Here is a 24,514-nt window from a genome sequence, read left to right as displayed (position 1 = left end):
CTTATGAGCGTCATCCTCCACGAAGTGATCCCTTCGGGAGAACTTGTTTCAGGATCTTCCCGCAAAATTGTCACTGGCAGAATAGCGAGGAAACTGTTACTTACGATACTTAAATTTCCTCTGTCAACTCATCCAGAAACGCATGATACTTTTCATTCAGCAAGGGTTTTAATTCCTCATTCACCCACTGGTGATATTCATTCAGCCAGGTTCTTTCTTTTTCGTTTAGTAACTCAACCTTGATCAGCGAAGTATCGATCGGACATAAAGTAAGCGTATCAAAACCAAGAAAACGCCCGAATTCGGTGGTCTCACGCTCCACGCAAACCATCATATTTTCGGTACGCAGACCGTATTCTCCTTCGCGGTAAAAGGCAGGTTCGTTGGAAAGTACCTGTCCCGGAAGCATCAGATTTTCGTTGTATTCAAGTCGGATCGCCATTGGTCCTTCGTGAACATTCAGAAAATGTCCCACACCGTGTCCGGTACCATGACCGTAATTCATGCCATTTTGCCAAAGTGCCTGCCGCGCCAGAATATCGAGGTGGCAACCTTTTACGCCATAAGGGAATTTGGCCTGTGTCAAACCGATCATTCCTTTCAAGGTCAAAGTAAAATCGGTTTTAAATTGATCGGAAACAGCACCTAAAGCTACCGTGCGGGTAATATCGGTGGTTCCATCCAGGTACTGGCCACCCGAATCGAAAAGTACAACTCCATCGGCTTCCAGTGGTTTCCCGTCATCGGGACCAATATGCAGGTGAACCAGTGCACCGCGACTTTTATAGCCCACGATCGGCGGAAAACTTTCACCTTTAAATCCATCCTGTTTTGAGCGGAATTCAGCCAGTTTCACTCCCATTTCATAATCCGTCAGCGGCTGTATGCCAATGGTTCCCTTTAACCAGTATAAAAACTCAACCAGAGCCACTCCGTCCTTTTTTATGGCACTGCGAAAACCTTCGAGTTCCGTTTCATTTTTGAGTGCCTTCAGAATGGCAACAATCGAAGTACCTTCTACTATCTCGTTATTGTTTACCAGCGCACTATAGGCCGCATAATTCAATGTCGACGGATCAACAAAAACAGTTTTACCGGCTATCTCCGCCAGGTAATTGTAAAACTCGTTGTAATGCTTTAACTGAATACCATCGGCTTCGAGTTTTGTTTTTAAGCCCTCATCGATTTTTACAGGATCGACAAAAAGTACATTTACGTCTTTGCCAACCACTGCATAAGCTGTAAAAACCGGATTATATGGAATGTCGGAGCCACGCAGGTTGTAAAGCCAGGCCAGTTCGTCGAGCATGGAAACCACGTGCAGATCGGCTTTTAACGCTGCCAGTTCTTCTGCTATTTTTTGCTGCTTCTCAACCCGGCTAACACCGGCATATTGCAAATCCAGTTCAAAAGCCTTTTCGTTTGGAATTTTCGGACGGTTCTCCCAAATCGCTTCCAGCAGATCGGAAGTTTCTACCAGTTCTATATCTTTTTTTAGTAGTCCTTTATGAAGATTCCTGAAATCGTTGATGCTAACGGTTTGCGCGTCGAGTCCCACTTTGCTGCCGGCCGGTAAATTCATTCCCAGCCATTTTTCAGGCGGGATAGCATCGGTCACACGTAGTTTCATCATATCGATTCCGGTACCTTCCAATTCTTCTGTGGCCTGTAAAAAATAGCGTGTATCAGTCCATAGTGCAGCCTTGTCAGCAGTAAGTGCAACCATTCCGTAAGACCCGGTAAAGCCAGCAATAAATTCACGCGTCTCCCAGCGTTTGGGCAGGTATTCGCTCGAATGCGGATCGGTACCTGAAATGTACCAGGCATCGATTCCTGTTTTCTTGATTTCGTTGCGGAGGGAGGCTACTCTTTTTCGGATAATATCTTTCATGAACGTACCTTAATATTTCTCAGACAAAGCTGGCACTTTTTTGGGATATCAGAAACTAAACTTCAAAATTTTCCTAATCGATTTTAACTCGTTCCATCAATCCTTTGAACTGAAGAAGAATGTATCACTAAAAATTATTGAAATTTCTCTGTCTATGTTAATATTTATTTACAGCTTCTATTTGGTTAACAGCCTACTCCTTCTTTTGCGAAATAATTCTACCTCACTGTTCTCATTTGTAACACTACATTTATTTTAATGATTCCACCCAACCGAGTACTGTATTTGTGTATTCATCCGGAATTTCGAGCATTGGATTATGCCCTGCGTTTTCGAACAGGACGTATTTAGCAGTCGGGATTTCTTCTGCAATACCGTCCCACAAAATATGCGGGCAGGCAAAATCGTATTTGCCGGAAATGATAAGTGTTGGAACACTTAAAGATTTATATACTTCCGAATTATCTCTACTTGATAAAAGTTTGCCGAAGTAATGATCAACGAAGTTCATATTTACTTCCACGTCTTTCCAGGCGTCGCTGCAGTCGAAGGTTGGATTGTAAAAGTATTTGGGTGCAGCGGCAAGGTATTGTTTTATAAATTGTTCTCCTAAAGTTAATGAAGTCATATCGGTTGCCATTAAACTGTCCATCCTCGACTGATAGATTTCTTTTCGTTCCGGCGTTGCAAACGATTCCCAATATTCATCCAAAGCCTGAAAATATCTTTCATTAAATGCCGGTGCAGAACCTGTTAAAAGAGTAAACCGCACATTGTCGGGGTATTTCAATGCATAATCGAGCGGTAAAGTACTAAACATGGAATGCCCAAAAACTACAACTTTATCTATTTCGAGGTATTTCCTTGCCCTTTCTATGTCATCAAGGATATCATCGATAGTAAGTTTATTAATTACTTCTTCCGGCAGATGATCCGCATTTGCACCTATCACATTAAAGTGTTTCAGGAATTCTTCGGGTAATAAGTTCTTATCGAGGTTTTCGGCCCCTGCAAACAGGATACACGGAATTCCTTGTCCGATAGCAGAATAGTTAAAAATGGCATCAGGGATGTTTAAATCTCCTGAAAGAGCTAATTGACTTTTCATATTCTTAGTTTTTAGTTCCACACTTTTTTTGTTGTTACATGCAGTACTTAGCAGTGCAAAAAGGAAGATCCACGTTAATACTCTTTTCATAATTTGTTTTTTAAAGATTAAACCTGTGTTGTCCACCATCAACCGAAATACAAGCGCCGGTAATCCAACTTGCACATGGCGAAACCAAAAATGCAGCTACTTTCCCTATTTCGTCAGGTGTTCCAAGTCGCCCGGATGGAACTGATGCCAGGGCCATATCGTAAAATTCACGATTGTTTTGTTTCATCTGATCCCATAAACCACCTTCAAACTCAATGGAACCGGGAGCAATGGTATTTACCCTAATGTTATTGGGTGCCAGTTGCGTTGATAATGTTTTTGAATAACTGATTAAAGCCGCTTTTACGGCAGCATAAGAAGGTGGCGATCCGGATTCGAGTCCTGAAATTGAAGAGATAAATAAAATGTTTCCACCTCCCTGATCAATCATCCAGGGGACAACCTTTTTTGTAGCCCGTACACTTGCCAGTAAATCCAGATTGATTGATGCCTCCCAATCTTGTTCTTCGTCGCCAAAACGTAACGCTGAAACATTATTAACCAGTATGTCAATGCTCCCCAGTGTCTTTTTTGAGTTTTCTAAAAACTCATCCAGTTGATTTTTATTCCCGACATCACAAACTGAAGTGAAAACCTTTACTCCCGTTTTTAAGAGTTCATTTTTAGTTTTTTCCAGCGACTCTTTTCCTCTTGCGCATAGTGCAACATTACATCCTTCGTTTGCAAGATTTAGGGCTATACTTCGGCCTATGCCTTTGCTGCCTCCGGTTACAACTGCATTTTTGTTCGATAATTCTAAGTTCATAGTTTATTGGTATTAATTAAATTAAATGAATATCAGGATTGAACGTGGTGGTTTTTACGCCCATTTCCCAGCTTGTCTTAGTTTATTAGTTAAAGGTTATTTTCTCTCCAAATCCTGTTCATTAAGCTTTTTAAAAACCAGTTCCGTTTCATCTAACCATTCTTTTTGTGCCTCTATGATGAATTTGTTTATTAATACCTTAGAGCTCAATGCCGCACTGAAATCCCTTAAGAATGCCTTTTTATCAATGTCTTTCCATATACGCTCAAGAGCTTCTCCACTAAAAGCATTCCAGTCATCATTAAACGGCACATTTATTCTTGTTGAATAGATCATAAAAAACTCTTTATTGAGTTCTATATTCTGATTTGTTTTCTTCTGAACATCATTTAAACGCATGAGACTATTATACAGGTCTTTTTCCAGCAAATTGATATTACCGGTACTGATTAAGGCATCAAGAGTTATTATACTAACATTATCATGATCGATGTTCTGGTTGAATTCAAACCTGTAGATATTTTCGATGGAATCCATATTTAGCGAATTAGCTGATATTCTATGGCTAATGACACCTAACTCTTCTAACTCTGTTTCCATCTTTGAAATGGCTTTCTTTGATTTTGCAATTTCTTTTGTTAAATCTTCCATTAAAGATTTTTTGTAGGTGGCAACAGTGTTTTCTTTTTTTCTATCCTCATTCCAGTTATTGATACTCAGCGCAATCAAAATTCCAATCACAACAAGAAGAATCTCTCCAAGTGTATACTTTAAATATTTACCGGTTTTGCTTTCTGCAAGTAAGGCTGCTCTTATTTTTCGAAAGAGTGTTAGCATAGGTTTTAATTTTTAACTTATATAGGGCAACAGTTTATAAAAGTTGCATTTAATATTTTTGTGCTTCCGTTATTAGTTCTTTAGTTTTTTAAAATGAGCCCCAGGACCGCTATGGGGGGTATGAATCAATCCTGTTACTTGTCTTGCGTTATTTCTGATAAATTCAATTTTTTCATAAACATCTACATGACCAAATGCTTTATCCAAATCTTCAAAATAGAGGGGGCTCATTTGCTCCCAATAACTGGGATTAGTTGTAATCCACCCCGGATTCCCACCAGTAGGCTCAACATAAGTTACAGCCAACTGATGGTCTTGTATCCAAATCTTAATTTTCATGTCAGGTATAGTAAAATCTCGATTTTCAACCTTTTCTAGTTTATAAATGCCAACGTAATCTTGTAGCTGATCTTGAGTTAATACAACTAAATTATAAGGAATAAAATCCGGAAGTGCCTCTTTGCTTTCCAACAGATCATTGATTTTTAGATAAGCACTAATAGCGTTTGCTCTAAAGGTTTTGACATTATTCGACAGATTTCTAGCAGCCTTTTTATAAGTTTCTGTCGCATTTTTATAGCTGGCATCCGTCATGAAATAATCAATCATTTGGGCTGTCAAATGTTGCTTACTTAATTGGTAATACCAGTCTTTGGTAGCCGCTAATTTGTCTGCTTCCCTGTCTGTAATTTTATCTAATCGAACATCATACATGTCTATTTTGTATTTGTTATACACGTATATTTCATTTAAAGGATCAATTATCTCCTTAAGACCTTCAGGAATTTTATCAATATCTGCCATTAGGTTGGTATAACCATTGGTATGAATTTGAATATGATAAGCCCCCAAAATCAGATTCCTCAACATACCAGAATACTTGCCCTTATAATCTTCATAAGTTAACTTATCAGCCTGAACCAGGTTGATTATGGAGTCATTTTTTCTGTAAAATGCAATGAGCTCATCCGATTGTTGTATATCCAAACCTAAATCGTGTTGTACCTCTTTTAAAATGGCGACAACTTTGTTCTCGGTCTTACGAATTTCATTGCTGTTGTTAATTTGCAGGGCAATTAAGATCCCTATAATAACAAGAAGAATCTCCCCAAGTGCATACTTTAAGTATTTACCGGTTTTGCCTTCAGCAAGTAAGGCCGCTCTTAATCTTCGAAAGAATGTTAGCATAGGTTTTCATTTAGTTTATAAAACGTAATTCATAAGTCCGTACTGATCAAGTCATCAATATGAAGCATGTTACAGTGATTTTTCCAGTTTCAGGATTTCTTCATCAAGATGTTTATTTAGTGACGAAATTTCGAGAAGGATAGATTCATGAAAATCAATAAAAGCTCTTCGAAGAAATAGAATCTCGTTCATTGTAAAAATAAAGGCATCATCATTTCTGGCCCCTTCCAAATCCTTTAGTTCGATTTTATATTTATCCATTTTATGATCTAAATAATCAGGCTCTCCTTCAATCTGCAAAAGTTTGTAGGTTTCAGGAATTACCTTGAAATACTTTTTAAAATAAGGTAGTTTCTTTTCGTAAAGCCTGAATTCAACGAATTGGTTGGCCATTTGCTCTATCGCCTCGTGAAAGAAATCATAAAACCTCGATATTTCTTTTCTGATTTCATTGTTCTTCAGCAAATTAACATCATTGTTTTGTAGATTGGTGAAAGTGGATTTGTGTAAAACGGTCCAAAGTTTTGTTCCCAGAGCATCATTGAAATTGACTCTATTTTTGGAGACCTCACTCATTTCTTCAGACATTAAAAGTTCCAGAAAAGCTGCTTCGGCTTCATAGAATTTTTTGTGGTACTCATAATTGAATGTCAAATCCAGTGTATCCAGATTGATGTCTTCTTTTATATTTTTTAGGATTGTAATTTCCTGACTTTTGGATTTTCGCCCTTCATTCCAGTTATTAACCTGAAGTGCAATCAAAATACCTATTACCACCAGTAAAATTTCACCAATGGCGTACTTTAAATACTTTCCGGTTTTGCCTTCAGCAAGTAAGGCTGCTCTTATTTTTCGAAGGATTTTCAACATAACAATATTTTTAAGTCTTATTTTATGAATTGCATATCCACGTTAGCTTTAGGGCACTACCTCTCAGTATTTTAAGTTCACAATAAATTCAGACAATGCATTGTTGAATTCTTTAGGTTTATCCATAAACATAAAATGTGTTGCATCCTTAATATCTACTTTTGTAGAATGAAGTATTTTCTCTTTCAATAGGTCAGCAACTTCTCTGCATACTTGAATATCATATTCTGATGTAAATATTAAAGCCGGCATTTCAATATTTTCTATTAGATTAACAGCATCAGGTTCAATTCGAATCGATTCCCGATTAATAAAGTGCCAAAATGTATAATCGTAAGCAATATCAATTATCCGTTTTTTTACTTTGCGACTCATTATATGAGAATTTACATATTCGAATTCAACATGTTCTTCAGCTGCAACTTTAACACCTTTCTCATTAACAATTGATGATATACTTCTAAATTCACGCAGGAAATCACTGGCAGCAGGAGAATCATATCCATTAACCCAGGGGCCAACTGGAACAAGTGATGAAGTCATTTTCGGATATTCCAAAGCAAAGTTAACCGCAATACTACTCCCCATTGAAAATCCAACAATATGTACCTTTTCAATGTCCAAATAATCAAGAAGGGCTCTCAAATCACCGTGGTCACTGTATTTTTCACCCTTCACAGGCATGGCAGATTGACCATAGCCACGAACATCATATCGCAGAACCTGATATTTTTTCGCAAAAAAATCAATCTGATTATCCCAGTGCCGGCAATCCCCTATGTTTCCATGTATAAATACAATACATTCGCCAGCACCCGCCAATTCGTAATATAGTTTCGTCCCATTTACCTCTGCTATACCTGTTTTAGGCTGCAAAGAACTCCTTGCATAACTGCAAGAACAAGAGAGGATTAAAAATGAAAATAAAAAAATTACGTTTTTCATAATTGCTGGTTTTATTTGTTTGCTTATTTGGCTCTATGAATTACCTTATATTCAAAGAGCGACTCAAATTCCAATCTCTACTAATGAGATTTCTTCAAATACATAAACTGAATGATTAATAGGTTTATAATCAGCGGTTATGATTGCTCTTGTTTTTCGAAAGAATGTTAGCATATTGGTTTCGTTCTAATTTAATTAGTTAGATGGATCATCATATCGAATGCATCAATACAAATGCCGGGATTTTGCCCGATTACATAATGGTCTGCATCAGGTAGGACAATGTGAATCATCGTTTTTGATTTTTCGATGATTCTTTTCTGTGCCTCGTACCTGGCTTGCATAAATTCTTCTGTTGTTCTTAAAGGAACCATATTTACATGGGTTGCGGTAATCATACAATGTGGTATTGACTCGGGGTAATTGAACCAGGTATCCCATTTTTCAGGGCTTTTCCAAACATGAAACAAAGCATTTAAATCATCTCTTATTCCAATCGGGATTTTGAGACTATCTCTTCCGTACATCGATTCGGTTTCCATTTCAACTGCATTGGGTTCAATTTCACTCAATACTTTAAAGTATTCTTCAAACGTTGCTTCCAGTGACACCAGTGCTTGTACGCGTTCAGGATATTTTGTGGCAAATGCCCTGGTTATAAGTCCTCCAAAACTAAACCCACCTAAAATAACTTTATCCGGGGCATTAATTTTCTCAAGAAATACATTCAACTCTTCCACACAGCTATCGAATGTTTTATTTCTTTGATGATAAGTACTAAATCCGTTACCTGCCCTTGAATATCTTACAACGGTAGTTTTCTGACTTAACCAGTAAAAAATTGGATTTAAATCTTCCAGCCGGCCGGTAACACCGTGTACCAATATAATCCACGGCTCGCCGCTTCCTTTTATTTCGAAATGGATACTGTCGTTTCCGATTTGGACATAATCTTGTGCCCATACATTCGAACACAGTGAAATAATGACACATAATAAAATTATTTTTTTCATGAAGTTTGGTTTTAGTTTAACTTTTATTTAGCAGCTAAATAAGGTACCTGCTGAATTTATTTTCGGCGATAAGCCAGCGTCTGATCTTTCGAAAGAATGTTAGCATATTTATTTAGTTATTTCTTTTTAAGAGCCGGGATTATTCTTTTATGAAGAGCACTCAAAGTTGACTTTTCGGGCTGTTCATTTATGTTCCAGCCGTTAAACACGACTATTAAATCATATTCCGGTACGACTATTAAATACTGACCACCGTATCCATCGCCAACAATAATATTGCTTTTTCCATCAGCATGTTCAGGAATCCACCATTGATAACCGTATCCTATCTGGGTGTTGTAATCCGGATTTATATCGTTAACTACAGGGCTGGTCGAAGCAGCTACCCAACTGTCAGATACAATTTGTTTATTATTCCATTTTCCTTTATTGAGGAATAAGGCACCAATTTTAGCCAAATCTTCCGCTTTAAGATATAAACCACCTTCCGTATCCATTTCTCCATCAGGAGTTTCTTTCCAGTAATAATCTGTAATTCCAAGTGGCTCAAATAATTTTTCTTCAGCCCAATTATCAATTCGTTTTCCTGTAATAATTCCAACGATTTTACCTAAAATAACACTTGCTCCACTATTATACTCGAACCTTATTCCCGGAATTGTATCTGTTTGTTTACTTAAAACATACTTTATCCATTCATTACTGGATTCCATTTGTACACAATCATTTGAAGACTCATCATAATCATCCTCATTCCATTCCAGGCCGCTTCTCATCGTCAATAAGTCTTCTATAGTTATATCATTCTTTCTATTATCCTTGAAGTTTACTCCATAATCTTTGAAAAGAGGCATTGCTTTCGTATCAACATTATAATCCTCGTTTGAATCTAAAGCAATGCCCAAAAGAATTGAAGTAATACTCTTGGTGACAGATTGAAGCGTATGTAATTCGGATTGTCTGTAATAGGGATGCCAGTTGGGATGATTATAATTATACTGAAAATCAGTTGTGTCATAATTCTGAGCAATGGAGTCGTAGTCCTGCTTATATTTAATATCTGCCAGCAGTACTTCATTTTGAATAACCATAAAACGGTCAATCATTCCATACTCCCCGTTCTTTATTTCTCGATTGATGGAATCGATTACAGGTGAAAGGACATTTGCATAGGATACCTTGTCCTTATTTTTTGTGTTACAGCCAATAAGTACAACTACAAACAGAATTGAAAATAGAAGGATTTCTATTTTGTTCGTTATTATTCTCATAGTTTATGTTTTAGCTCAACTACCTATAGTTTGCAAAGCTTAGTTAAGGTATTTAAGAAAATTAAATCACCACTTTACTTATCTGAATAATTGGTTCGATGTTGGTGAAATTAGGGATATCTCCCATAATTTTTTCAGCATGTGGTGCTAGTGCATTTTGAAAAGCTTCTACGGATTCAAAATACATACTCCCAATAACATGGTAAGGAGGTTTCGAATCAGGTTCTCCTCCTGCCAATCCTTCTTCAACTGTTGCTCCAAGCATGGCATCGCCTAAGAGTTCGGTAACCATTTCTGAATGTTTGTTTAAATAGTAATCCATGTCAAAGGTCTTACCTTCGCCCGAAGGATATAATACACTTACTTTAATCGTTCCTTTTTTCATCGGTATAAATTTTAAATTTTCTTACTCGTATGGCTTTTCAGATACGCCCCTTTTTTATTGTGGTTTCCAGACTCCACTCTTGCTTGCACTGATTCAAATCTCCCGCGGCAAGCAAGAAATTGCTTCAGTAAAGTGTTATTTCACGCTAGCTTCTTTAATCCTTTGTTCAGCAAGGTAAAAAGGAAGCGAATCATGTAAACCATACTCATGAACGATCTTATTATCGACAATGCTGAAAGCAAAATGAATAGGTACAGTAATTTCAACATCGTCTCCAATATATTTTGTTTTCAGAATGGCCCAATAATGAACCCAGTGTGTCTTATCATCCGGCATAATCATCTCCACGATTGGATCCTCATACCTGTAATATTCCTTGTTTGATACAACCATTTTGAGTATCTGCAACTGTTCGTCCATGGTTAATCCGGGATCAGTAACCCAGTTTTGATTGTGCCAGAATCTGGCTGTATCGGCGAAGCAAGATCTGTAGGTTTCAGGATCATTGTTCTGAAATGCAATAGCTGCCTTTTTAACAAGCTCAATTTCGGAAGCTTCTTTAAAGTATTGCTTCTTTACCGGTTCGTTCTGACATCCTGCCATTCCGAATAGAATAGCCAGCATAATTAAAAAATCTAACCTTTTCATAATTCTTTTGTTTTTAGTTTTTAAAAGTTTAATGGAAATATTTTAATTCAGCATTTGTATACTTTCAGGCTTCATTTTAAGGTTTGATAAACTTCTTTCTCTAATAATCTGTAAAACTCAAATCTTTCTTTATCTACGGTTGGATAAAGTTGTGACATAAATACCAGTGCAACCTTATTTTTAAGATCGATAGTAAAATATGTATTTTGAACACCAGCCCACCAAACGGCTCCATTTGCTCTTATATTTTCTTCCGGATTATTTTCGTATGCACCTATAAAGCACCAACGATCAGATACATCACAAAAATCTTTTATATAATCGGGCATATAATCAGTTATGCCTTCCCACACAACTGATACATCTGAAGGTAACTGATCGGCTAACATCATTTCAACGGTTTCTTTTTTTAATATCCGGCCACCTTCATATTTTCCATCGTTTAATATGCATTGCAAAAATTTTAAATAATCATTTACAGAAGAGTATAATCCACCATCGCCCTTGAAGTCTGTTACCTTTTCTTTTGGTAACCTTTCATGCTCCAAATAATTACCCAATGAGTCAGTTGTGCCCCATGCAACAATTTTATTTTTAAGATTGTCAGGTACATTAAACCAGGTGTGATCCATTTTTAAAGGTCCGGTAATATTTTCCCGGAAATAGTTTTCCATATCCATATTAGAAATTTTCTCAACCAATTTTCCGACCCAGTACGTGCTTGTTCCATAACGAAAAGAAGTTCCGGTATCAAAAATCCTCGGATTATCTACATAATCCCAATTACTGTCTATTTTGAGATTTGTAATGTTGCCAATTATACTATCATAACCGATGAGATATTTTGCTGAATTTGCCAATTTACCTGATGTGAAATTATATGCAAAACCCGAAGTGTGGGTCAGTAATTGTCGTAGTGTGATGTCTGTATAACTGGTTCTTAAATTTCCGTTTTCATCTAATATGGGAATGGAGCTCATTTCCGGGAGTAGTTCATTTAAAGGATCATCCAATCCAATCAGTCCTTTTTCTACCAGTTGCAGTGCTGCAACGGAAGTAATTGGTTTGGTCATGGATGCAATGCGGAAAATATTATCCGCGTCAACATTGCCATGTTCACCTAAAATTGCAGGGCCAAATGCATAATAATTTAAATCTCCGTCCCGGTTAACATATCCCATAATGCAGGATGGAATAGAACTATTTTTGTAGTAATTATTCAGAATTGAATCTATATTCTGTCCGCAAATAAATTGAGTACCCAGGATACTCATGAAAATTGTTATAAGAATCTTCATCATTAGTTATTGGTTTTAAAATATTAAACTATCGATACAATCGATAAACCGTTGGTCCCTCGCTGCAAACGAGGGGCAGTTCAAAAATGAATTCAATCGTTCTTTTTGTTCGGAATGTTGCAGGCCATTAACATTACAATTTTCCATTCTCCATCCACTTTGGTAAAAGCTACGGAATACCACATTCGATTTTTTTGATCGGGACCATACATCGACCAGGTAACTTTTGCATTTGCCCAGGCCATATCACTATTTGTGCTGATATTTATATTGAGCAATTCATTCTCATACTCCTCATAGGTATAATCGCTTTCTAAAATTCCCTTATATACTTTGGAAAATTCATCATACCCTTTTAACCATTGTCCCATTTGAGGGTGCAGTATCTGAAGTTTCTCTGTATGATCAACAAGATTTGAGTAGTTCTCCCAGTCACCTTTAGCCAAATATTCTGAAAGGTTACTCCATACTGCTCTTATTTGCACTTCTTCTTTGGCATAATCTACCTTAGGACTGCAAGCGGAAAATATTCCGCTTAGAGTAATAAGCAGTGTTAAAAAGAATAGTTTGTTTTTCATAGTTCTTGGTTTTAATTCATTTTCGTTATGCATTTTTATGAAAGCTCTTCTGACATTAATTCTTAAATGCAGTTCCTTTTCAATAACTACTCATTACTTTGCACCCAATCCAAAACATCTTTAGCAAATACCTCCGGTATTTCCATAAAGGGATTATGACCGGCATTATCGTAAACAATCAATTTTAGATTGGGAATAATGTTCTTATCCCGAACGTTTTCCCATAGGAAATAAGGTGCATAAAAATCACATTTGCCACTAAATACGAGAACAGGACACTTAATAGTTTTATACAGATCAGTATGGTCTATATCCTTCATTAGTGTTCCACTGTAATGATTTAAGAAATTCGTGTTCATCTCTACTCCTTCCCAATACGGAGTCATATCAAATTCAGTATCACAAAAGAAAAAAGGTATATTGGCAGTATATCGGGCAATGAACTGTTGAGAGGGAGATAAATTTGTCAAATCTGTTCCCCGCAGTTCTTCCCAGTTTCTTTCACGTATATTTTTTCGTTCTTCGGAAGCCTCATTATACCAGTAGTCTTTGCTTGCCTTAGCGGATGCTTCTGTGCTGTACGGCACAGAACCTGTAGATATTGCATATGAAATATTATCCGGATATTTGACAGCATATTCTAGAGGCACTCGCCCAAACATTGAATGCCCAAGAATAGCAATCTTTTCGACCCCTATTGCAGCACGTAATTTATCAAGGTCATCCAAAATATCATCCAATGAGATGTTACTTACAGAAGCACTGTCACTGTTGATCTTACTTGGATCGGCATGTATAAAAACGAAATGCTCCTGTAATTCAGCAGGTAGCATCCGATGCCCCACATTTTCGGAACCGGTAAAAATCACACACGGAATACCATTTCCTTCAGCGGTGTAGGTGAATAGTGCATCAGGAACATCGATTGGCCCCGAGATTTTAGTCTGCTGGTTACAGGCGAATAAAATTGTGGAAAACAGAATGAGGTAGATAAGGTTTTTCATGGTAGTGTTTTAATTAGTTATGATAGTAAATTTATAGTAAGCGTTAATCATATTTTATTTGTTGTACACTAATGCAACAGGCCTGACATTCATGCCATCGCCGTCTTCAATATTTAAAGGTGCACCCACAAAAAGCATATTTTCCTTTGTGAAGAGTCTGTCAACATTAGCTAATCCTTCGTAAATCGGAATTGAACGGGACAAAAAAGCGTAGTGAATCGGACCTATACGCTGCGTTACATTTTTTGCTTCGGGAAGAGGTGTACCTATTTCATCTACAGTTATTGCGTCAGTTGCAAATGCACAAACGGGCAGTTTTGCCAGGTATTCCGCTGCTTCGAAAGAGAGTGTTATCACCGGAGGAAATTTTTCTGATTTTATAGGGATATAATTGGTGTATATAAGAACTACATCTCCTTCTTCTACCTTCCCCTCAAATACTTCAAGAGGTGCTGTTCGTCCTTTGGGAAAGTCCGAAACATCAAAAACTTTTAATGGTGCAACGAATTGTTCAATCTTATAGCTATTAATTCCACCCCCCAAATCCAGATGGGCAGGAGCATCAATATGTGGACCGGCATGGTTAAAAATGGTGTAATAAGCATTTGAGCCTGATACGCTACCACTTTCTCCCCATTCACGCACATCAAAATGGTTGCCTTTTTCATAACCACTTGCATCCATCAGTTCTTTTCCCCAAAGCTTATATGGGAGATCTTCAGTTACTAGAACTCCCAGATCAATTATTTCTGTGGGAATTGGTAGATTAATTTCTTCATTTTGCTGTTGCTGACAGGAAAGACTTGTCAGTAATAAAACAGTAATTGCAATTGACAGATAGTTTTTCATTAGCGTAGGTTTTGGTTTAAACGACTAGTTAGATAGCTGATAATTATGGTTTGTTTGATGCTATCCTTTAATTCGGATTTATGCACGACAACTATTGTCGTACCGTAGAATGTAAAAAGTCAATTTTCCATTCGCCATCAACTTTTTTAAAGGTTGCGCTTTCTATCCAGTCATATTTTATCTCAATAGTATCATTCATTATCAGATCAGCATGATTGTAATACACAATATTCCCGGTTTCTGAGTCAATATTTATTCTGAAATTATCGAGTTTGTACTCTGCAACGAAAGGTGGCAATGATTTCAAAAATTCATAAATACTGTCGTTATTCCATACCTGGCCATTTTCAAAAAGCAAATAATCACTTGTGGTAACGGCTTTCATTTCATCTAAATTGATGTCTTTTATCCCTTTAAAATATTCTAAAAGAACTTGTTTCAACACTTCAGGATCATCGGCTTTCTTTTCTTCCTGGCATCCGAAAATCAAAGCAAGAAGTAGTAGCATTGTTAAAGTTTTTCTTTTCATATTATTTAAGTTTTGGTTTTAAGTATGTTCGCAATAAAACTCTGAATAAATGGATTCTATTTGCCAGACAAGTGGAATCCGTATTTCTACTATTCTTGTTAGTACTTTAGAGAACTTAATAGAGGCTTTGTCCGGTCGAAACAACTTCTCCTGTTTTGTTAATCACTGCCCAGTTGAGTGTATCGCCTGTTCTTGATTCATTTACCCAGGTGAGCTCTGTACCGATCAATTCAGGATCTGTAGAGAATAGGCGTTTAAATATTACTGTATCATTTTTTTCTTCGTAGATTCCGGCACCGCCGGATTGTGTAATATAAATTCCATACCCAGAAAGTATAATTCCCCCTCCCCGGCCTGAGGCGTATTTATACGATCCTTCAAATTTCTTTAATTGGCTTATTGTATTATCGTCCAATTTTGCTTTCCACCTGTTGTATAATTCCATGCTAATGTTCCCACTTTCATCAAAAATGACAACTTTAATACTATCGCTATTTGTAAAGTCAGCTGACCATCTTATCACAGTTCCAACCAATTCAGGATTTGATGAATAGAGCGTAGTATAAATTACAGTATCTCCTGTTGTTTTGTAGGTTCCCATCTGGCTTACCATCGTAGAATCAGAGTCACCAAAAATGAAAATAAAATGATTATCAAAATTTGCTGCCAATCCCTGGTTCGGAGGCAGGTATTCAAGAACTCCCTGTATTTGTTGGTTAAAAACTTCCTGATTAAAAGTAGCTTTCTCTTCGGTTTTGTTTCCAGACTTTAAATTACAGCTTGTATAAGTCACTAATAATGCAACTCCTAGAGTTAGTACTAATAAAAATTTTCTTTTCATGTTGTTTAGTTTTTGGTTTTAAGATTAATTTTTACGGAATGAATCATTCGAGTTTAGTGAGTGTTATTCGCAACATATCATTGTCCAATTCTTCCTGTTTATATGTTGCCCCTAAATACTCGGCTATTTGAATGTCAACAATATTCCACCATAATGAAAACTCTTCATAGCTTATGTCGTACAACGGACCATCGCTGAATAATTCTTTGTAGCTGGGTTTCCAGTCAAATACCATTTTATTCTCATTCTGCTCTACTATTTCAATCGGTGGATCTTGTGCGAGCCTCGAAGATTCCAGATTAAAAAGAATACCATTTACCAAACCAGTAAATCCTTGTTCTTTATTCCACGAAAGTTTAAACAGATCGCCTATCTTTTCTCCATATTCCTCAACGGTCATTCCCGATTCTTTTGCTTGGTTGATTCCCACTGCAGCCATAACATATACCATATATAAATTGCGGTTAAACTTTTGTTCCACAGTTCTTTCAGGAACCTGAAATACTTGTCCGAAGCTGGTGCCAAGGATCGCTGTCATTAAAAGACTTAGAAACAATTTTTTCATTCTATTAAGTTTTAGGTTTAATTAAATTTTGATGAGCATTTTAATTCATCGTAAATAAATTTTATTCCAATAGTTCGGGACTTTTTTGTACCAGACTAAGCTCGTTGCTGTTATATATATTGCGATAGACCAGCCAACTGCCATCTGGCTGCCTTTTGTATATGGCAACTGCCTTGTTGTTAAATGGGATGGGTTCTCCACCGTCAACCGGGTTCATCGATCCTACCCAGGTGCCCAAAGTATATCCATAATCACCAAAAGCGACGATTTCATCCAGCGTTTCATTAACCTGAAAAGTGAAGGTTTTAAAAGAGTTACTGTAAAGAGATTTTAACGCATCGTTGCCGACAACGGAGCTTGCATTTTGTGGCAATACAATGGCATCCTGATCCAGACGTTCCATAAAAGCCTCGTAGTTTCCATCGCTCCAGGCTTTTACAATTGCCGCTGAAACTTCAGAGATTGCTTTTACATCTGCTTCATTATTGGTATTATTTGACTGAACACAAGCAGCCAATACAAAAACGATGCAGATTGATGTAACAATAATTTTTTTCATGAAGTAAGTTTTAGGTTAGTTAATAATTTTCGATGATAATGAGAGATAGCTTTCGATCCCTTTTAGAATCTATTCAAAATGATTATTGCTCCAATAGTTTATTTGCATACTGATCTTCCCATCTTCGTTAAACTGCATGGACAACATTTGTGGAATATTGACAACTTTCCCCGTTTCTTTGGACTTTATATGGCCGGTCCACCATGAATAAACAGTATAATTATCGTTTTTTTCGTAATGCATGCAATCCGGGTAACCGTATTGTTCCATAGCGATATATTCAGAATCAGCAAATAAGTCCTCCAATGCTTTTTTATAAATTTCAAGACCAAACGATTCATCCCATTGATTTTCAGTGGTCATGAATACTGCATCGGGGGCATAAAATGACATTACACTGTCAATATTCATTGAACAATAGGCATTTACAAGTTTACGGACCACGTTAATGTACTCATGGTTGATGTAGATTGCTCCATTCTCTTTGGTGGTGTAACTATTGGAAATTTCTTCAAATAACGAATTGTCAAAATAATGAGAAATGGTTGCGATCTTTCCATCTTTGAATAAGTATAGATTGTGAACGGGGACATTGTATACTAACCCGGTATTCTCGTCTAATCCAACCATTCTGATCCAGTCCTGTACCCAAAAATCACCTCCGGAATATTCTAATGCATCAGGATATGCCCCAGTATCGTCGATTATTTTTAGATTCGGAAGCCTTGACCAACTGGCCACATAATTTTGCAAAATTGCTCCGCTCATTTTTTGAGGGTACGATTGACCGTTCATAGAAACGTATACATTATCGGCAAAAAAACTCAATGCTTTATCAACATCCTTCTGGGTTACAGCCGTCCACATTTGCCTCGTTTTTTCAATGAGTTCGTGCTCAGAATAAATAGCTCCGGTTTTCTTTTGAGCGTGTAGGCAAATGCTTACCATTACCAGGATTAAAAGAAATACAATTTTTTTCATGATGTAAGTTTTTGATTAGTTATTAATTTGATTTTGAAATTAGCTTCAGCTATGAACTATTTGACTTTGTCGAACCGGTAATACCATGTTTGCTTAAGAGCACCGAAACTGGCAGACTCAACCGATACAGCTTTTTTATACAATTCATGATCATGAATCTTTTGATACGTTTCCATGTCGGGCCAGTAGCCCTCGATCAAGTAACGAAAGTCGGCATCGTTGTTCTTCACTTCCCAAATGCGGTATCCTGCATCGGGATAACCAATTTCTGCAATGGCCTTGTTTACAAGATCAAAATCGGCAAGTAGTTGTTTCGAATCGACACCCACACTATCTTTAAACAAGGAGACACTTTTAAGGGTGTTTTCAATTTGGTCTGGTTTGGGAGAATCACTTTTTTCTGCGTTACAAGAGGAAATTAAAAGTGAAGCAACAAAAGCAATCAGGACAAAATGAATGTTTCTTTTCATAGCGATATGTTTTAATGATTAGAAAATCAAACAATATCTGCTACTGAAATTGCGGCATGTATTCCAGGCTCTGATAACTAATTTTAGTTTGAGTTAAACAGGATAGTAGATCGTAAGGCTTATTCAATATAATAAAAAATATCGATAAATCAAACCATTACATCCTCATTATCAGAAACAAACACAACAGAAAAGCGGCATAATTGAATATGTGCGGGTGGATAGTAAAGCTTCCCGGTTAAATATTTTAGTTAAGAAAAGGAGTTTGGATAAAAATTATTTTTTCGTTGATTTCTTCCTCATTTCAAAATAACGTCTTACAAAACTGTTAATCGACGGAGCAGGAATGTCCTTATAATCCAGTTCTTCTTCGGCATAAAACCGATAAGCCAGAATATCGTCCATGGCTTTAATGTTTTTAATCGACTCTACCTGAACCTTAAATGCGAAATCGAGTGTAAAAACCTTATACCCCGAAAAAACATATTCGTTGGGCAGTGAAAACAGGTATTCGAGTTGCGTTACTTTCAATCCGAGTTCTTCGTGCAATTCACGCGTTACGGCATCTTCCACTGTTTCCATCGGATCGACAAAGCCACCGGGCAGATCGAGTTTTCCGTAATCGGGTTCCACACCGCGCGTTACCAGCATAAGTTTTCCTTCATCGTCGGTAATTAAAGCGGCTACTGCGGCCGAGGCGTTGATAAAAAAGTGAAAACCACAGTCGCCACATTTCAGCGAACGTTCACCCGAAGGGTCGAACTTTTCAGAACCACACTTCGGACAATATTTTAATACTTTTAATGGATGACTATCAATCATACGGTTGATTTAAGAATATCGATTAACGATTGCAAATTTCAGATTTACTCCTTCCCCGATCGTTAATCATCATTCTACTATTTCTCTTGCTTTGAGCCAATCAATAAACAAATTTGGCCAGTTATTGGCAGGCAAGCCTTCCTGCCGGATTCCAAATCCGTGGCCGCCCTTCTGGAAAATATGCATTTCGGCTGGTACATTGTAACGCTTTAAGGCGGAATAAAATTCGATGGAATTTCGCGGAGGAACTCCACCGTCGTCGTCTGCCAGGATCAGGAACGTTGGAGGTGTTTCAATCGACACATTCAATTCGTTTGAATATTTCTTTACCAGTTTCATATCGTGGCCTTCGCCAATGAGGTTTATGCGCGATCCCATGTGTGTGAACTCCTCGTTCATGGTGATCACCGGGTAAAGCAACAACATAAAATCGGGGCGGCAACTTACCTTTTCGATTGGATCCTCACTGTCCGGATTTCCGGCATCGAAAATAGTACCGGCAGTAGAAGCCAGGTGGCCACCTGCCGATGAACCGGCAATACCGATCTTTTCGGGATCGATCCCCCACTCCGCTGCATTTGCACGAACTGTTCGTATTGCTCGGCGCGCATCGCTCGATGGTACTTCGTGGTGGCCGTAAGGCAAACGGTATTTCAACACAATTCCTGCAATGCCTTTTTCCTTCAAAAAAGTGGCAATATCAAATCCCTCGTGGTCCATTGCTTCAATCCAGTAACCTCCTCCCGGGCAAATAAGCACTGCAGCTCCGGTATTTTTTTCCTTCTGGGGCAGGTACACATACATTTCAGCTTCTGAAACATTACGCACACGAACACCATCGTATTTTTCTTCGGGCTCAGTCATCCCGTTATCGTTTGGTGCGCCATTGGGCCATACTTTTAATGTAAGATCTTGTGCAATTACATTTGTTGTTATTATAAAAAATAATAGTACCAGTCCGATAAATTTCATTGTTATATCTTTTGATTTTGAATATCGATTAACGAATGTCGATTGCAGACTTTCATCTTGTTTAAGTCCTTCCTATATGTTATACCGTTAATCTTATATCATTATTTAATTACTTCGATTTTGATCCGACAAAATAGTGTTCCTTTTCAGAAAAAAGTACGTTGAAAGTGGTTAAAGAACCATATGCCCGCGTAATGTATTGTTGAATATCTACTTTTTCCTCGTCAGTCAGCGACTTGTTGCTGTTAATGTTTTGCTCGAGCACCCGCAAACGGTCACGTAACATCACAATTTTATGAAAAAAAGTCTCCACCGGAATTTCCTTAGGTTGAAGCTCGGGATTTGCAGGCTGTAATTTCATTATTCCGCCCTGCCATTTTTCACCGAGTGGCACCACTTCGTTCAGCGCTCCGTATTTATCGAGCACGTAGCTCATCACTTTTTCGATTTCTTTTATCGACAACGTTGATTTTGGAGCGGCATCATTAGCTTGTAAAACATTCAGGTCGGTATTTCGTTTTGTGATCTCGATTTTACCGCCTCGCTCAAAAAATATTTCATAGGCTGTCAGGTTATCTCTGCTGATGATACCTTCACCATAACGTGGATGTTCTACACGTGTTCCTACTGTTAAGTCTTCCATTTTTATCGATTTTTTTTGAAAACCCTAAAAGTAGGATAATTTAAGTAGATATGCTCACAGAAACTGTATTTTCCAGAGTATAAAAACGATCAGAAATACCTTTTCAATATTCTTTTTTGCGAATACCAAATTCAGGATCGATTTTCAGGAAAGGCAACACCAAAAATATGGGGATCGTACAGATCATCACCCAGATAAAAAAGTTTTGATAGCCAACAATCTCCTGCAACCATCCGCTGATCATTCCCGGGATCATCATTCCGAGCGCCATAAAACCGGTGGTTAAAGCGTAGTGCGCCGTTTTGTATTTTCCTTGTGAAATGTAGATCATATAAAGCATGTAAGCCGTAAAACCAAAACCGTAGCCAAACTGCTCAATCACCACTGCGGCAGCCACATACCACAACGATTCGGGCGTAAAAAGCGACAACAGCAAATAAGCCAAATTGGGTAAATTAATGGCCAGTGCCATCCACCATATCCAATATTTTAAACCGTTTCGGGAAGCTACCACTCCCCCAAGAATACCTCCAATCGTTAACGCGATCATACCGGCTGTTCCGTACACTAAACCAAGATCGCCTGTAGTCAGTCCCAGGCCACCAACTTCACGGGCATCGAGTAAAAACGGCGATGCCAGTTTTACCAACTGCGACTCGGCAAGGCGGTAGAGCAACATAAAAAGAATGGCCACACCAATCTGTTTTTTCTGAAAGAAGCTGGCAAAAGTCTTTAGAAATTCGGTAAGTACTCCGCTACCTTCAGCTTTGTTTGGCACGTCGGAAGCCGGACGCGGAAGAATAAAACGGTGGTAAATAAAAAACAACACGAACATGGCTGCAATGACCATGAATACCACCGACCAGGCAAAACTGATATTTCCCGAACGACCAATAAAGGAAGCGGTAGTTGGTCGATCAAGTTTTGAATCGAGCTGTACGACCGCAAAAGCCGGTTTGTCCCAGTTCTTATCACTAAATTCATAACGGTATTCGCGTATCAGCTTTATACTCTTATCACCTTTTTCGTACCCAAAATTTAGGACCTGCACCTGGTTTGGTTCGGGCTGATTCGAGAGTCGTATCGGGATTATGGCATAATTTCCAACTTCATCACTCAAAGTAGGAACTTCGGCTTTAAAGATTTTTCGAAGAAATCCTTCCATTGGTTCCGCCACAACTTGATGCCACCACGACACTTTTTGGTCTTTCTTAATCGTTTCATCGGCCGGGTAAAACTGATTATCAATATTCCATTGGTTAACTACATGAAAAACACTGTCGGCATCAGCACCGTCAACTTTCCCTATAGGGATTGTCAATTCGTTCTCCGAAACAAAATAAGTTTCTCCCTCCTGTTGCAAATCCTGAAATTCGGATGTATTAAAATCAACCGTTTTTACTTCAGCCGGCAGTGCCTGCACCTCCACTTTCAGCGGTTGCAAGCCGGTAAAAGTTTCGAGACTTCCGGCAAGTATCACCAGTAATCCCTGACCAGTAAGCATGGCAAAACGATAGAATGTGCTGCGAATTCCCACAAAAAAGGCCTGGTCGCCGTCAGACAGTTCGAGCATGTAATAGCCGTCGGCGGCAATGTCGTGTGTAGCCGAGCTAAAAGCAATCAGCCAGAAAAAGGCCAGCGTGTATTGAAAAAACCGTTCCACCGGAATGGTAAAGGCAACACCTGCCAACCCGACACCAATTACGAGCTGCATAATGATGATCCAGAATCGCTTAGTTTTTAATATGTCAACAATCGGGCTCCACAATGGCTTGATCACCCAGGGCAGATACAACCAACTGGTGTACAAGGCAATGTCAGCATTTGATATTCCCAAACGTTTGTACATGATCACAGAAAGTGTCATCACAATTACATATGGAATACCTTCGGCGAAGTAGAGTGTGGGTATCCAAAACCAGGGAGATCGTTGTTTTGATTTAGTTGACATAGTTGTTCTTTAATTCCAGGAACGTCATGCTGAATTCTTTTCAGCATCTAACTAAAAGAAGATTCCGAAACAAGTTCGGAATGACGTCTCAGCTGTTATGATTAATACCTGCTTTCCAAAGTTATATTTTTAAAATAATGGTGCAGGATCTCGTCGTATTTATATCCTTTGTGGCCCATTACCGCCGCACCGATCTGACAAAGACCAACACCATGTCCCCAACCGGCACCGTGCAAAATAAATTTTCCCGGAACGCCATCCTCAACTTCCCGTTGTTCGATGCTAAAAGCCGAGCTATACAGGTGCGATTCACTGAGCCAGCGACGTATTTCCAGTTCTTTTCCAACGGTCAGCGCCTTTTTCGAACCAACAATTTTCAACCGAATCAGGCGGGCTGAAGTTCCCCGTTCAACCGGTATGAGGTCGAGGATCGTTCCGAAATCATGACCGGAACGTCGCAGAATCAGTTCTGATAATTCCTGATTTGTATATTCCACTTTCCAGCGGTAAAAATCTTTGGCCGACCGGTCGTAATCGTTAAGCACCTGTTTAAGCACCACTTCGTCGTCGGTGTTACAAAAAGCTTCCGGAGTGTTATTCAGCCAGGCAACTGCGTTTTTCTCAATCGTAAGATCAGCTTCAAAACCTTCCGGAAATTTGGGATTATCGACTACAGTCGTCAAATACGGATGATTTACCGGTTCCCAGCAATTCTTGAACAATTCGGCCACTCCACCACAACATTTCGAAAAGCGGGCATCGCAAACTTTACCGTCGTAGGTGAGAATAACTCCCGAAGTTTCATTTACTGCTTTCACTACGTTGGGATTATTTGCACGCGTGATTCCCTGGTAACGCTGACAATGGTCATCGGCACACACATGAAAATTCGCATGATCTTCGCGGTCGTACCACTTTATATATTCATCATCCGAAACAAAAGCACTTTCATAGTCAGCGATTTCAGATGTGATCTTTTCCTGCTTGTCGATTTGTGCAATCAACCAGCTTCGCGAAATAATGGCGTGCGCTTTCAAAAGCTCCAGCGAGCTGTTGGCACTCATTTCCGAGGAAATCACACTGATCAGGTAATCTTCGACCGGCAGTACGTTTATTGCCGATAATTTGCCATTCTCGACAATCAGTTTCAGTGCACCTTTAAACTTTTGATTTTCCTGTTGTTCCCAATGAAAATTAACGCCAATGGTAACGTTTTTCAACTCAAAAGCACTATCGGAATACTTTTCAGGAACAAAAAGTAATTCCGTTTCAGCTATCGAAGAGTTAGCCAGCCGAACCTTGTCGTCTACAACCGAAGCAGACAAGTCTCCCTCGAAAAACCAATCGACATGAGGCAAACGGTATCGACCATTAAAACTGAATTCGATGGTATCACCGCTCATTATTCCAACTGCTATTTCAGGATGTTGCATCATTTCG

The 24,514-nt window shown here is 38.4% G+C and carries 26 protein-coding genes; all 26 read right to left on the bottom strand.

Translation table 11 applies throughout. From position 1 onward, the window contains the following. Positions 1 to 109 precede the first annotated feature (109 nt). Positions 110 to 1,891, bottom strand: a complete 1,782-nt coding sequence (locus WFY05_RS16800) for an aminopeptidase P family N-terminal domain-containing protein (protein ID WP_340114068.1) — start codon at positions 1,889 to 1,891, stop codon at positions 110 to 112. 250 nt (positions 1,892 to 2,141) lie between these two features. Continuing rightward, positions 2,142 to 3,089, bottom strand: a complete 948-nt coding sequence (locus WFY05_RS16795; RefSeq protein ID WP_340114067.1) for an alpha/beta fold hydrolase — start codon at positions 3,087 to 3,089, stop codon at positions 2,142 to 2,144. A 10-nt stretch (positions 3,090 to 3,099) separates the two neighbouring features. Continuing rightward, positions 3,100 to 3,855: an SDR family NAD(P)-dependent oxidoreductase gene (locus tag WFY05_RS16790; protein WP_340114066.1), complete on the bottom strand. Its 756-nt coding sequence runs from the start codon at positions 3,853 to 3,855 to the stop codon at positions 3,100 to 3,102. 96 nt (positions 3,856 to 3,951) lie between these two features. Next, entirely contained in the window at positions 3,952 to 4,692 is a 741-nt protein-coding gene (locus WFY05_RS16785) for a DUF6090 family protein (RefSeq protein WP_340114065.1), read from the bottom strand. A 72-nt stretch (positions 4,693 to 4,764) separates the two neighbouring features. Next, positions 4,765 to 5,880, bottom strand: coding sequence for a DUF6090 family protein (locus tag WFY05_RS16780; protein ID WP_340114064.1), 1,116 nt, complete (start codon positions 5,878 to 5,880; stop codon positions 4,765 to 4,767). A 69-nt stretch (positions 5,881 to 5,949) separates the two neighbouring features. Next, on the bottom strand, positions 5,950 to 6,750 hold the full coding sequence (locus tag WFY05_RS16775) for a DUF6090 family protein (RefSeq protein WP_340114063.1): 801 nt from the start codon (positions 6,748 to 6,750) through the stop codon (positions 5,950 to 5,952). A 63-nt stretch (positions 6,751 to 6,813) separates the two neighbouring features. Next, positions 6,814 to 7,695: an alpha/beta fold hydrolase gene (locus tag WFY05_RS16770; protein WP_340114062.1), complete on the bottom strand. Its 882-nt coding sequence runs from the start codon at positions 7,693 to 7,695 to the stop codon at positions 6,814 to 6,816. 191 nt (positions 7,696 to 7,886) lie between these two features. After that, complete coding sequence (locus tag WFY05_RS16765; RefSeq protein ID WP_340114061.1) at positions 7,887 to 8,708, bottom strand: alpha/beta fold hydrolase; 822 nt, start codon at positions 8,706 to 8,708, stop codon at positions 7,887 to 7,889. Between the two features lie 116 nt (positions 8,709 to 8,824). Next, positions 8,825 to 9,979 (bottom strand): serine hydrolase domain-containing protein, encoded by a 1,155-nt coding sequence (locus WFY05_RS16760; RefSeq protein ID WP_340114060.1) that lies wholly within the window; start codon positions 9,977 to 9,979, stop codon positions 8,825 to 8,827. Positions 9,980 to 10,040: 61 nt separating this feature from the next. Further along, positions 10,041 to 10,364, bottom strand: coding sequence for an EthD family reductase (locus WFY05_RS16755; protein WP_340114059.1), 324 nt, complete (start codon positions 10,362 to 10,364; stop codon positions 10,041 to 10,043). A 135-nt stretch (positions 10,365 to 10,499) separates the two neighbouring features. Beyond that, positions 10,500 to 11,012: a hypothetical protein gene (locus WFY05_RS16750; protein ID WP_340114058.1), complete on the bottom strand. Its 513-nt coding sequence runs from the start codon at positions 11,010 to 11,012 to the stop codon at positions 10,500 to 10,502. A 71-nt stretch (positions 11,013 to 11,083) separates the two neighbouring features. Beyond that, positions 11,084 to 12,313 carry a serine hydrolase domain-containing protein gene (locus WFY05_RS16745; RefSeq protein WP_340114057.1) on the bottom strand — a complete coding sequence of 410 codons (1,230 nt, stop codon included), beginning with the start codon at positions 12,311 to 12,313 and terminating at the stop codon, positions 11,084 to 11,086. An 89-nt stretch (positions 12,314 to 12,402) separates the two neighbouring features. Beyond that, complete coding sequence (locus WFY05_RS16740) at positions 12,403 to 12,888, bottom strand: YybH family protein (RefSeq protein WP_340114056.1); 486 nt, start codon at positions 12,886 to 12,888, stop codon at positions 12,403 to 12,405. A gap of 86 nt (positions 12,889 to 12,974) precedes the next feature. Continuing rightward, positions 12,975 to 13,892 (bottom strand): alpha/beta fold hydrolase, encoded by a 918-nt coding sequence (locus WFY05_RS16735; RefSeq protein ID WP_340114055.1) that lies wholly within the window; start codon positions 13,890 to 13,892, stop codon positions 12,975 to 12,977. Positions 13,893 to 13,946: 54 nt separating this feature from the next. Next, a complete protein-coding gene (locus tag WFY05_RS16730; protein WP_340114054.1) occupies positions 13,947 to 14,741 on the bottom strand; it encodes a cyclase family protein in 795 nt (264 codons plus the stop codon). 91 nt (positions 14,742 to 14,832) lie between these two features. Next, positions 14,833 to 15,270 (bottom strand): nuclear transport factor 2 family protein, encoded by a 438-nt coding sequence (locus WFY05_RS16725; RefSeq protein WP_340114053.1) that lies wholly within the window; start codon positions 15,268 to 15,270, stop codon positions 14,833 to 14,835. A 115-nt stretch (positions 15,271 to 15,385) separates the two neighbouring features. Next, complete coding sequence (locus WFY05_RS16720) at positions 15,386 to 16,111, bottom strand: hypothetical protein (protein ID WP_340114052.1); 726 nt, start codon at positions 16,109 to 16,111, stop codon at positions 15,386 to 15,388. Between the two features lie 43 nt (positions 16,112 to 16,154). Further along, complete coding sequence (locus tag WFY05_RS16715) at positions 16,155 to 16,676, bottom strand: hypothetical protein (RefSeq protein ID WP_340114051.1); 522 nt, start codon at positions 16,674 to 16,676, stop codon at positions 16,155 to 16,157. A 61-nt stretch (positions 16,677 to 16,737) separates the two neighbouring features. After that, positions 16,738 to 17,235, bottom strand: a complete 498-nt coding sequence (locus WFY05_RS16710) for a YybH family protein (protein WP_340114050.1) — start codon at positions 17,233 to 17,235, stop codon at positions 16,738 to 16,740. A gap of 69 nt (positions 17,236 to 17,304) precedes the next feature. Continuing rightward, positions 17,305 to 18,216 (bottom strand): nuclear transport factor 2 family protein, encoded by a 912-nt coding sequence (locus WFY05_RS16705; RefSeq protein WP_340114049.1) that lies wholly within the window; start codon positions 18,214 to 18,216, stop codon positions 17,305 to 17,307. Positions 18,217 to 18,272: 56 nt separating this feature from the next. Then, positions 18,273 to 18,686 (bottom strand): hypothetical protein, encoded by a 414-nt coding sequence (locus tag WFY05_RS16700; RefSeq protein WP_340114048.1) that lies wholly within the window; start codon positions 18,684 to 18,686, stop codon positions 18,273 to 18,275. 276 nt (positions 18,687 to 18,962) lie between these two features. Then, on the bottom strand, positions 18,963 to 19,508 hold the full coding sequence (locus tag WFY05_RS16695; RefSeq protein ID WP_340114047.1) for an NUDIX hydrolase: 546 nt from the start codon (positions 19,506 to 19,508) through the stop codon (positions 18,963 to 18,965). Between the two features lie 69 nt (positions 19,509 to 19,577). Further along, a complete protein-coding gene (locus WFY05_RS16690; protein WP_340114046.1) occupies positions 19,578 to 20,480 on the bottom strand; it encodes an alpha/beta hydrolase in 903 nt (300 codons plus the stop codon). A 109-nt stretch (positions 20,481 to 20,589) separates the two neighbouring features. Continuing rightward, positions 20,590 to 21,123, bottom strand: a complete 534-nt coding sequence (locus tag WFY05_RS16685) for a DUF8685 domain-containing protein (RefSeq protein WP_340114045.1) — start codon at positions 21,121 to 21,123, stop codon at positions 20,590 to 20,592. A 103-nt stretch (positions 21,124 to 21,226) separates the two neighbouring features. Then, positions 21,227 to 23,074 carry an MFS transporter gene (locus WFY05_RS16680; protein WP_340114044.1) on the bottom strand — a complete coding sequence of 616 codons (1,848 nt, stop codon included), beginning with the start codon at positions 23,072 to 23,074 and terminating at the stop codon, positions 21,227 to 21,229. Positions 23,075 to 23,175: 101 nt separating this feature from the next. After that, positions 23,176 to 24,510, bottom strand: coding sequence for a SpoIID/LytB domain-containing protein (locus WFY05_RS16675; protein WP_340114043.1), 1,335 nt, complete (start codon positions 24,508 to 24,510; stop codon positions 23,176 to 23,178). Positions 24,511 to 24,514: the final 4 nt, after the last annotated feature.

The organism is Maribellus mangrovi, assembly GCF_037646455.1.
Lineage (GTDB): Bacteria > Bacteroidota > Bacteroidia > Bacteroidales > Prolixibacteraceae > Draconibacterium > Draconibacterium mangrovi_A.
The sequence above is the reverse complement of the archived record's forward strand: the minus strand, read 5'-3'. Positions and strand labels throughout refer to the sequence as shown.

Bases quoted from the DNA above. Each gene is read 5' to 3' on its own strand.
- WFY05_RS16690 (WP_340114046.1), bottom strand. From the start codon at position 20,480: ATGAAATTTATCGGACTGGTACTATTATTTTTTATAATAACAACAAAT.
- WFY05_RS16735 (WP_340114055.1), bottom strand. From the start codon at position 13,892: ATGAAAAACCTTATCTACCTCATTCTGTTTTCCACAATTTTATTCGCC.
- WFY05_RS16725 (WP_340114053.1), bottom strand. From the start codon at position 15,270: ATGAAAAGAAAAACTTTAACAATGCTACTACTTCTTGCTTTGATTTTC.
- WFY05_RS16775 (WP_340114063.1), bottom strand. From the start codon at position 6,750: ATGTTGAAAATCCTTCGAAAAATAAGAGCAGCCTTACTTGCTGAAGGC.
- WFY05_RS16740 (WP_340114056.1), bottom strand. From the start codon at position 12,888: ATGAAAAACAAACTATTCTTTTTAACACTGCTTATTACTCTAAGCGGA.
- WFY05_RS16720 (WP_340114052.1), bottom strand. From the start codon at position 16,111: ATGAAAAGAAAATTTTTATTAGTACTAACTCTAGGAGTTGCATTATTA.
- WFY05_RS16750 (WP_340114058.1), bottom strand. From the start codon at position 11,012: ATGAAAAGGTTAGATTTTTTAATTATGCTGGCTATTCTATTCGGAATG.
- WFY05_RS16755 (WP_340114059.1), bottom strand. From the start codon at position 10,364: ATGAAAAAAGGAACGATTAAAGTAAGTGTATTATATCCTTCGGGCGAA.
- WFY05_RS16760 (WP_340114060.1), bottom strand. From the start codon at position 9,979: ATGAGAATAATAACGAACAAAATAGAAATCCTTCTATTTTCAATTCTG.
- WFY05_RS16770 (WP_340114062.1), bottom strand. From the start codon at position 7,695: ATGAAAAACGTAATTTTTTTATTTTCATTTTTAATCCTCTCTTGTTCT.
- WFY05_RS16730 (WP_340114054.1), bottom strand. From the start codon at position 14,741: ATGAAAAACTATCTGTCAATTGCAATTACTGTTTTATTACTGACAAGT.
- WFY05_RS16700 (WP_340114048.1), bottom strand. From the start codon at position 18,686: ATGAAAAGAAACATTCATTTTGTCCTGATTGCTTTTGTTGCTTCACTT.
- WFY05_RS16675 (WP_340114043.1), bottom strand. From the start codon at position 24,510: ATGATGCAACATCCTGAAATAGCAGTTGGAATAATGAGCGGTGATACC.
- WFY05_RS16710 (WP_340114050.1), bottom strand. From the start codon at position 17,235: ATGAAAAAAATTATTGTTACATCAATCTGCATCGTTTTTGTATTGGCT.
- WFY05_RS16785 (WP_340114065.1), bottom strand. From the start codon at position 4,692: ATGCTAACACTCTTTCGAAAAATAAGAGCAGCCTTACTTGCAGAAAGC.
- WFY05_RS16695 (WP_340114047.1), bottom strand. From the start codon at position 19,508: ATGATTGATAGTCATCCATTAAAAGTATTAAAATATTGTCCGAAGTGT.
- WFY05_RS16705 (WP_340114049.1), bottom strand. From the start codon at position 18,216: ATGAAAAAAATTGTATTTCTTTTAATCCTGGTAATGGTAAGCATTTGC.
- WFY05_RS16715 (WP_340114051.1), bottom strand. From the start codon at position 16,676: ATGAAAAAATTGTTTCTAAGTCTTTTAATGACAGCGATCCTTGGCACC.
- WFY05_RS16765 (WP_340114061.1), bottom strand. From the start codon at position 8,708: ATGAAAAAAATAATTTTATTATGTGTCATTATTTCACTGTGTTCGAAT.
- WFY05_RS16780 (WP_340114064.1), bottom strand. From the start codon at position 5,880: ATGCTAACATTCTTTCGAAGATTAAGAGCGGCCTTACTTGCTGAAGGC.
- WFY05_RS16680 (WP_340114044.1), bottom strand. From the start codon at position 23,074: ATGTCAACTAAATCAAAACAACGATCTCCCTGGTTTTGGATACCCACA.
- WFY05_RS16795 (WP_340114067.1), bottom strand. From the start codon at position 3,089: ATGAAAAGAGTATTAACGTGGATCTTCCTTTTTGCACTGCTAAGTACT.
- WFY05_RS16790 (WP_340114066.1), bottom strand. From the start codon at position 3,855: ATGAACTTAGAATTATCGAACAAAAATGCAGTTGTAACCGGAGGCAGC.
- WFY05_RS16685 (WP_340114045.1), bottom strand. From the start codon at position 21,123: ATGGAAGACTTAACAGTAGGAACACGTGTAGAACATCCACGTTATGGT.
- WFY05_RS16745 (WP_340114057.1), bottom strand. From the start codon at position 12,313: ATGATGAAGATTCTTATAACAATTTTCATGAGTATCCTGGGTACTCAA.
- WFY05_RS16800 (WP_340114068.1), bottom strand. From the start codon at position 1,891: ATGAAAGATATTATCCGAAAAAGAGTAGCCTCCCTCCGCAACGAAATC.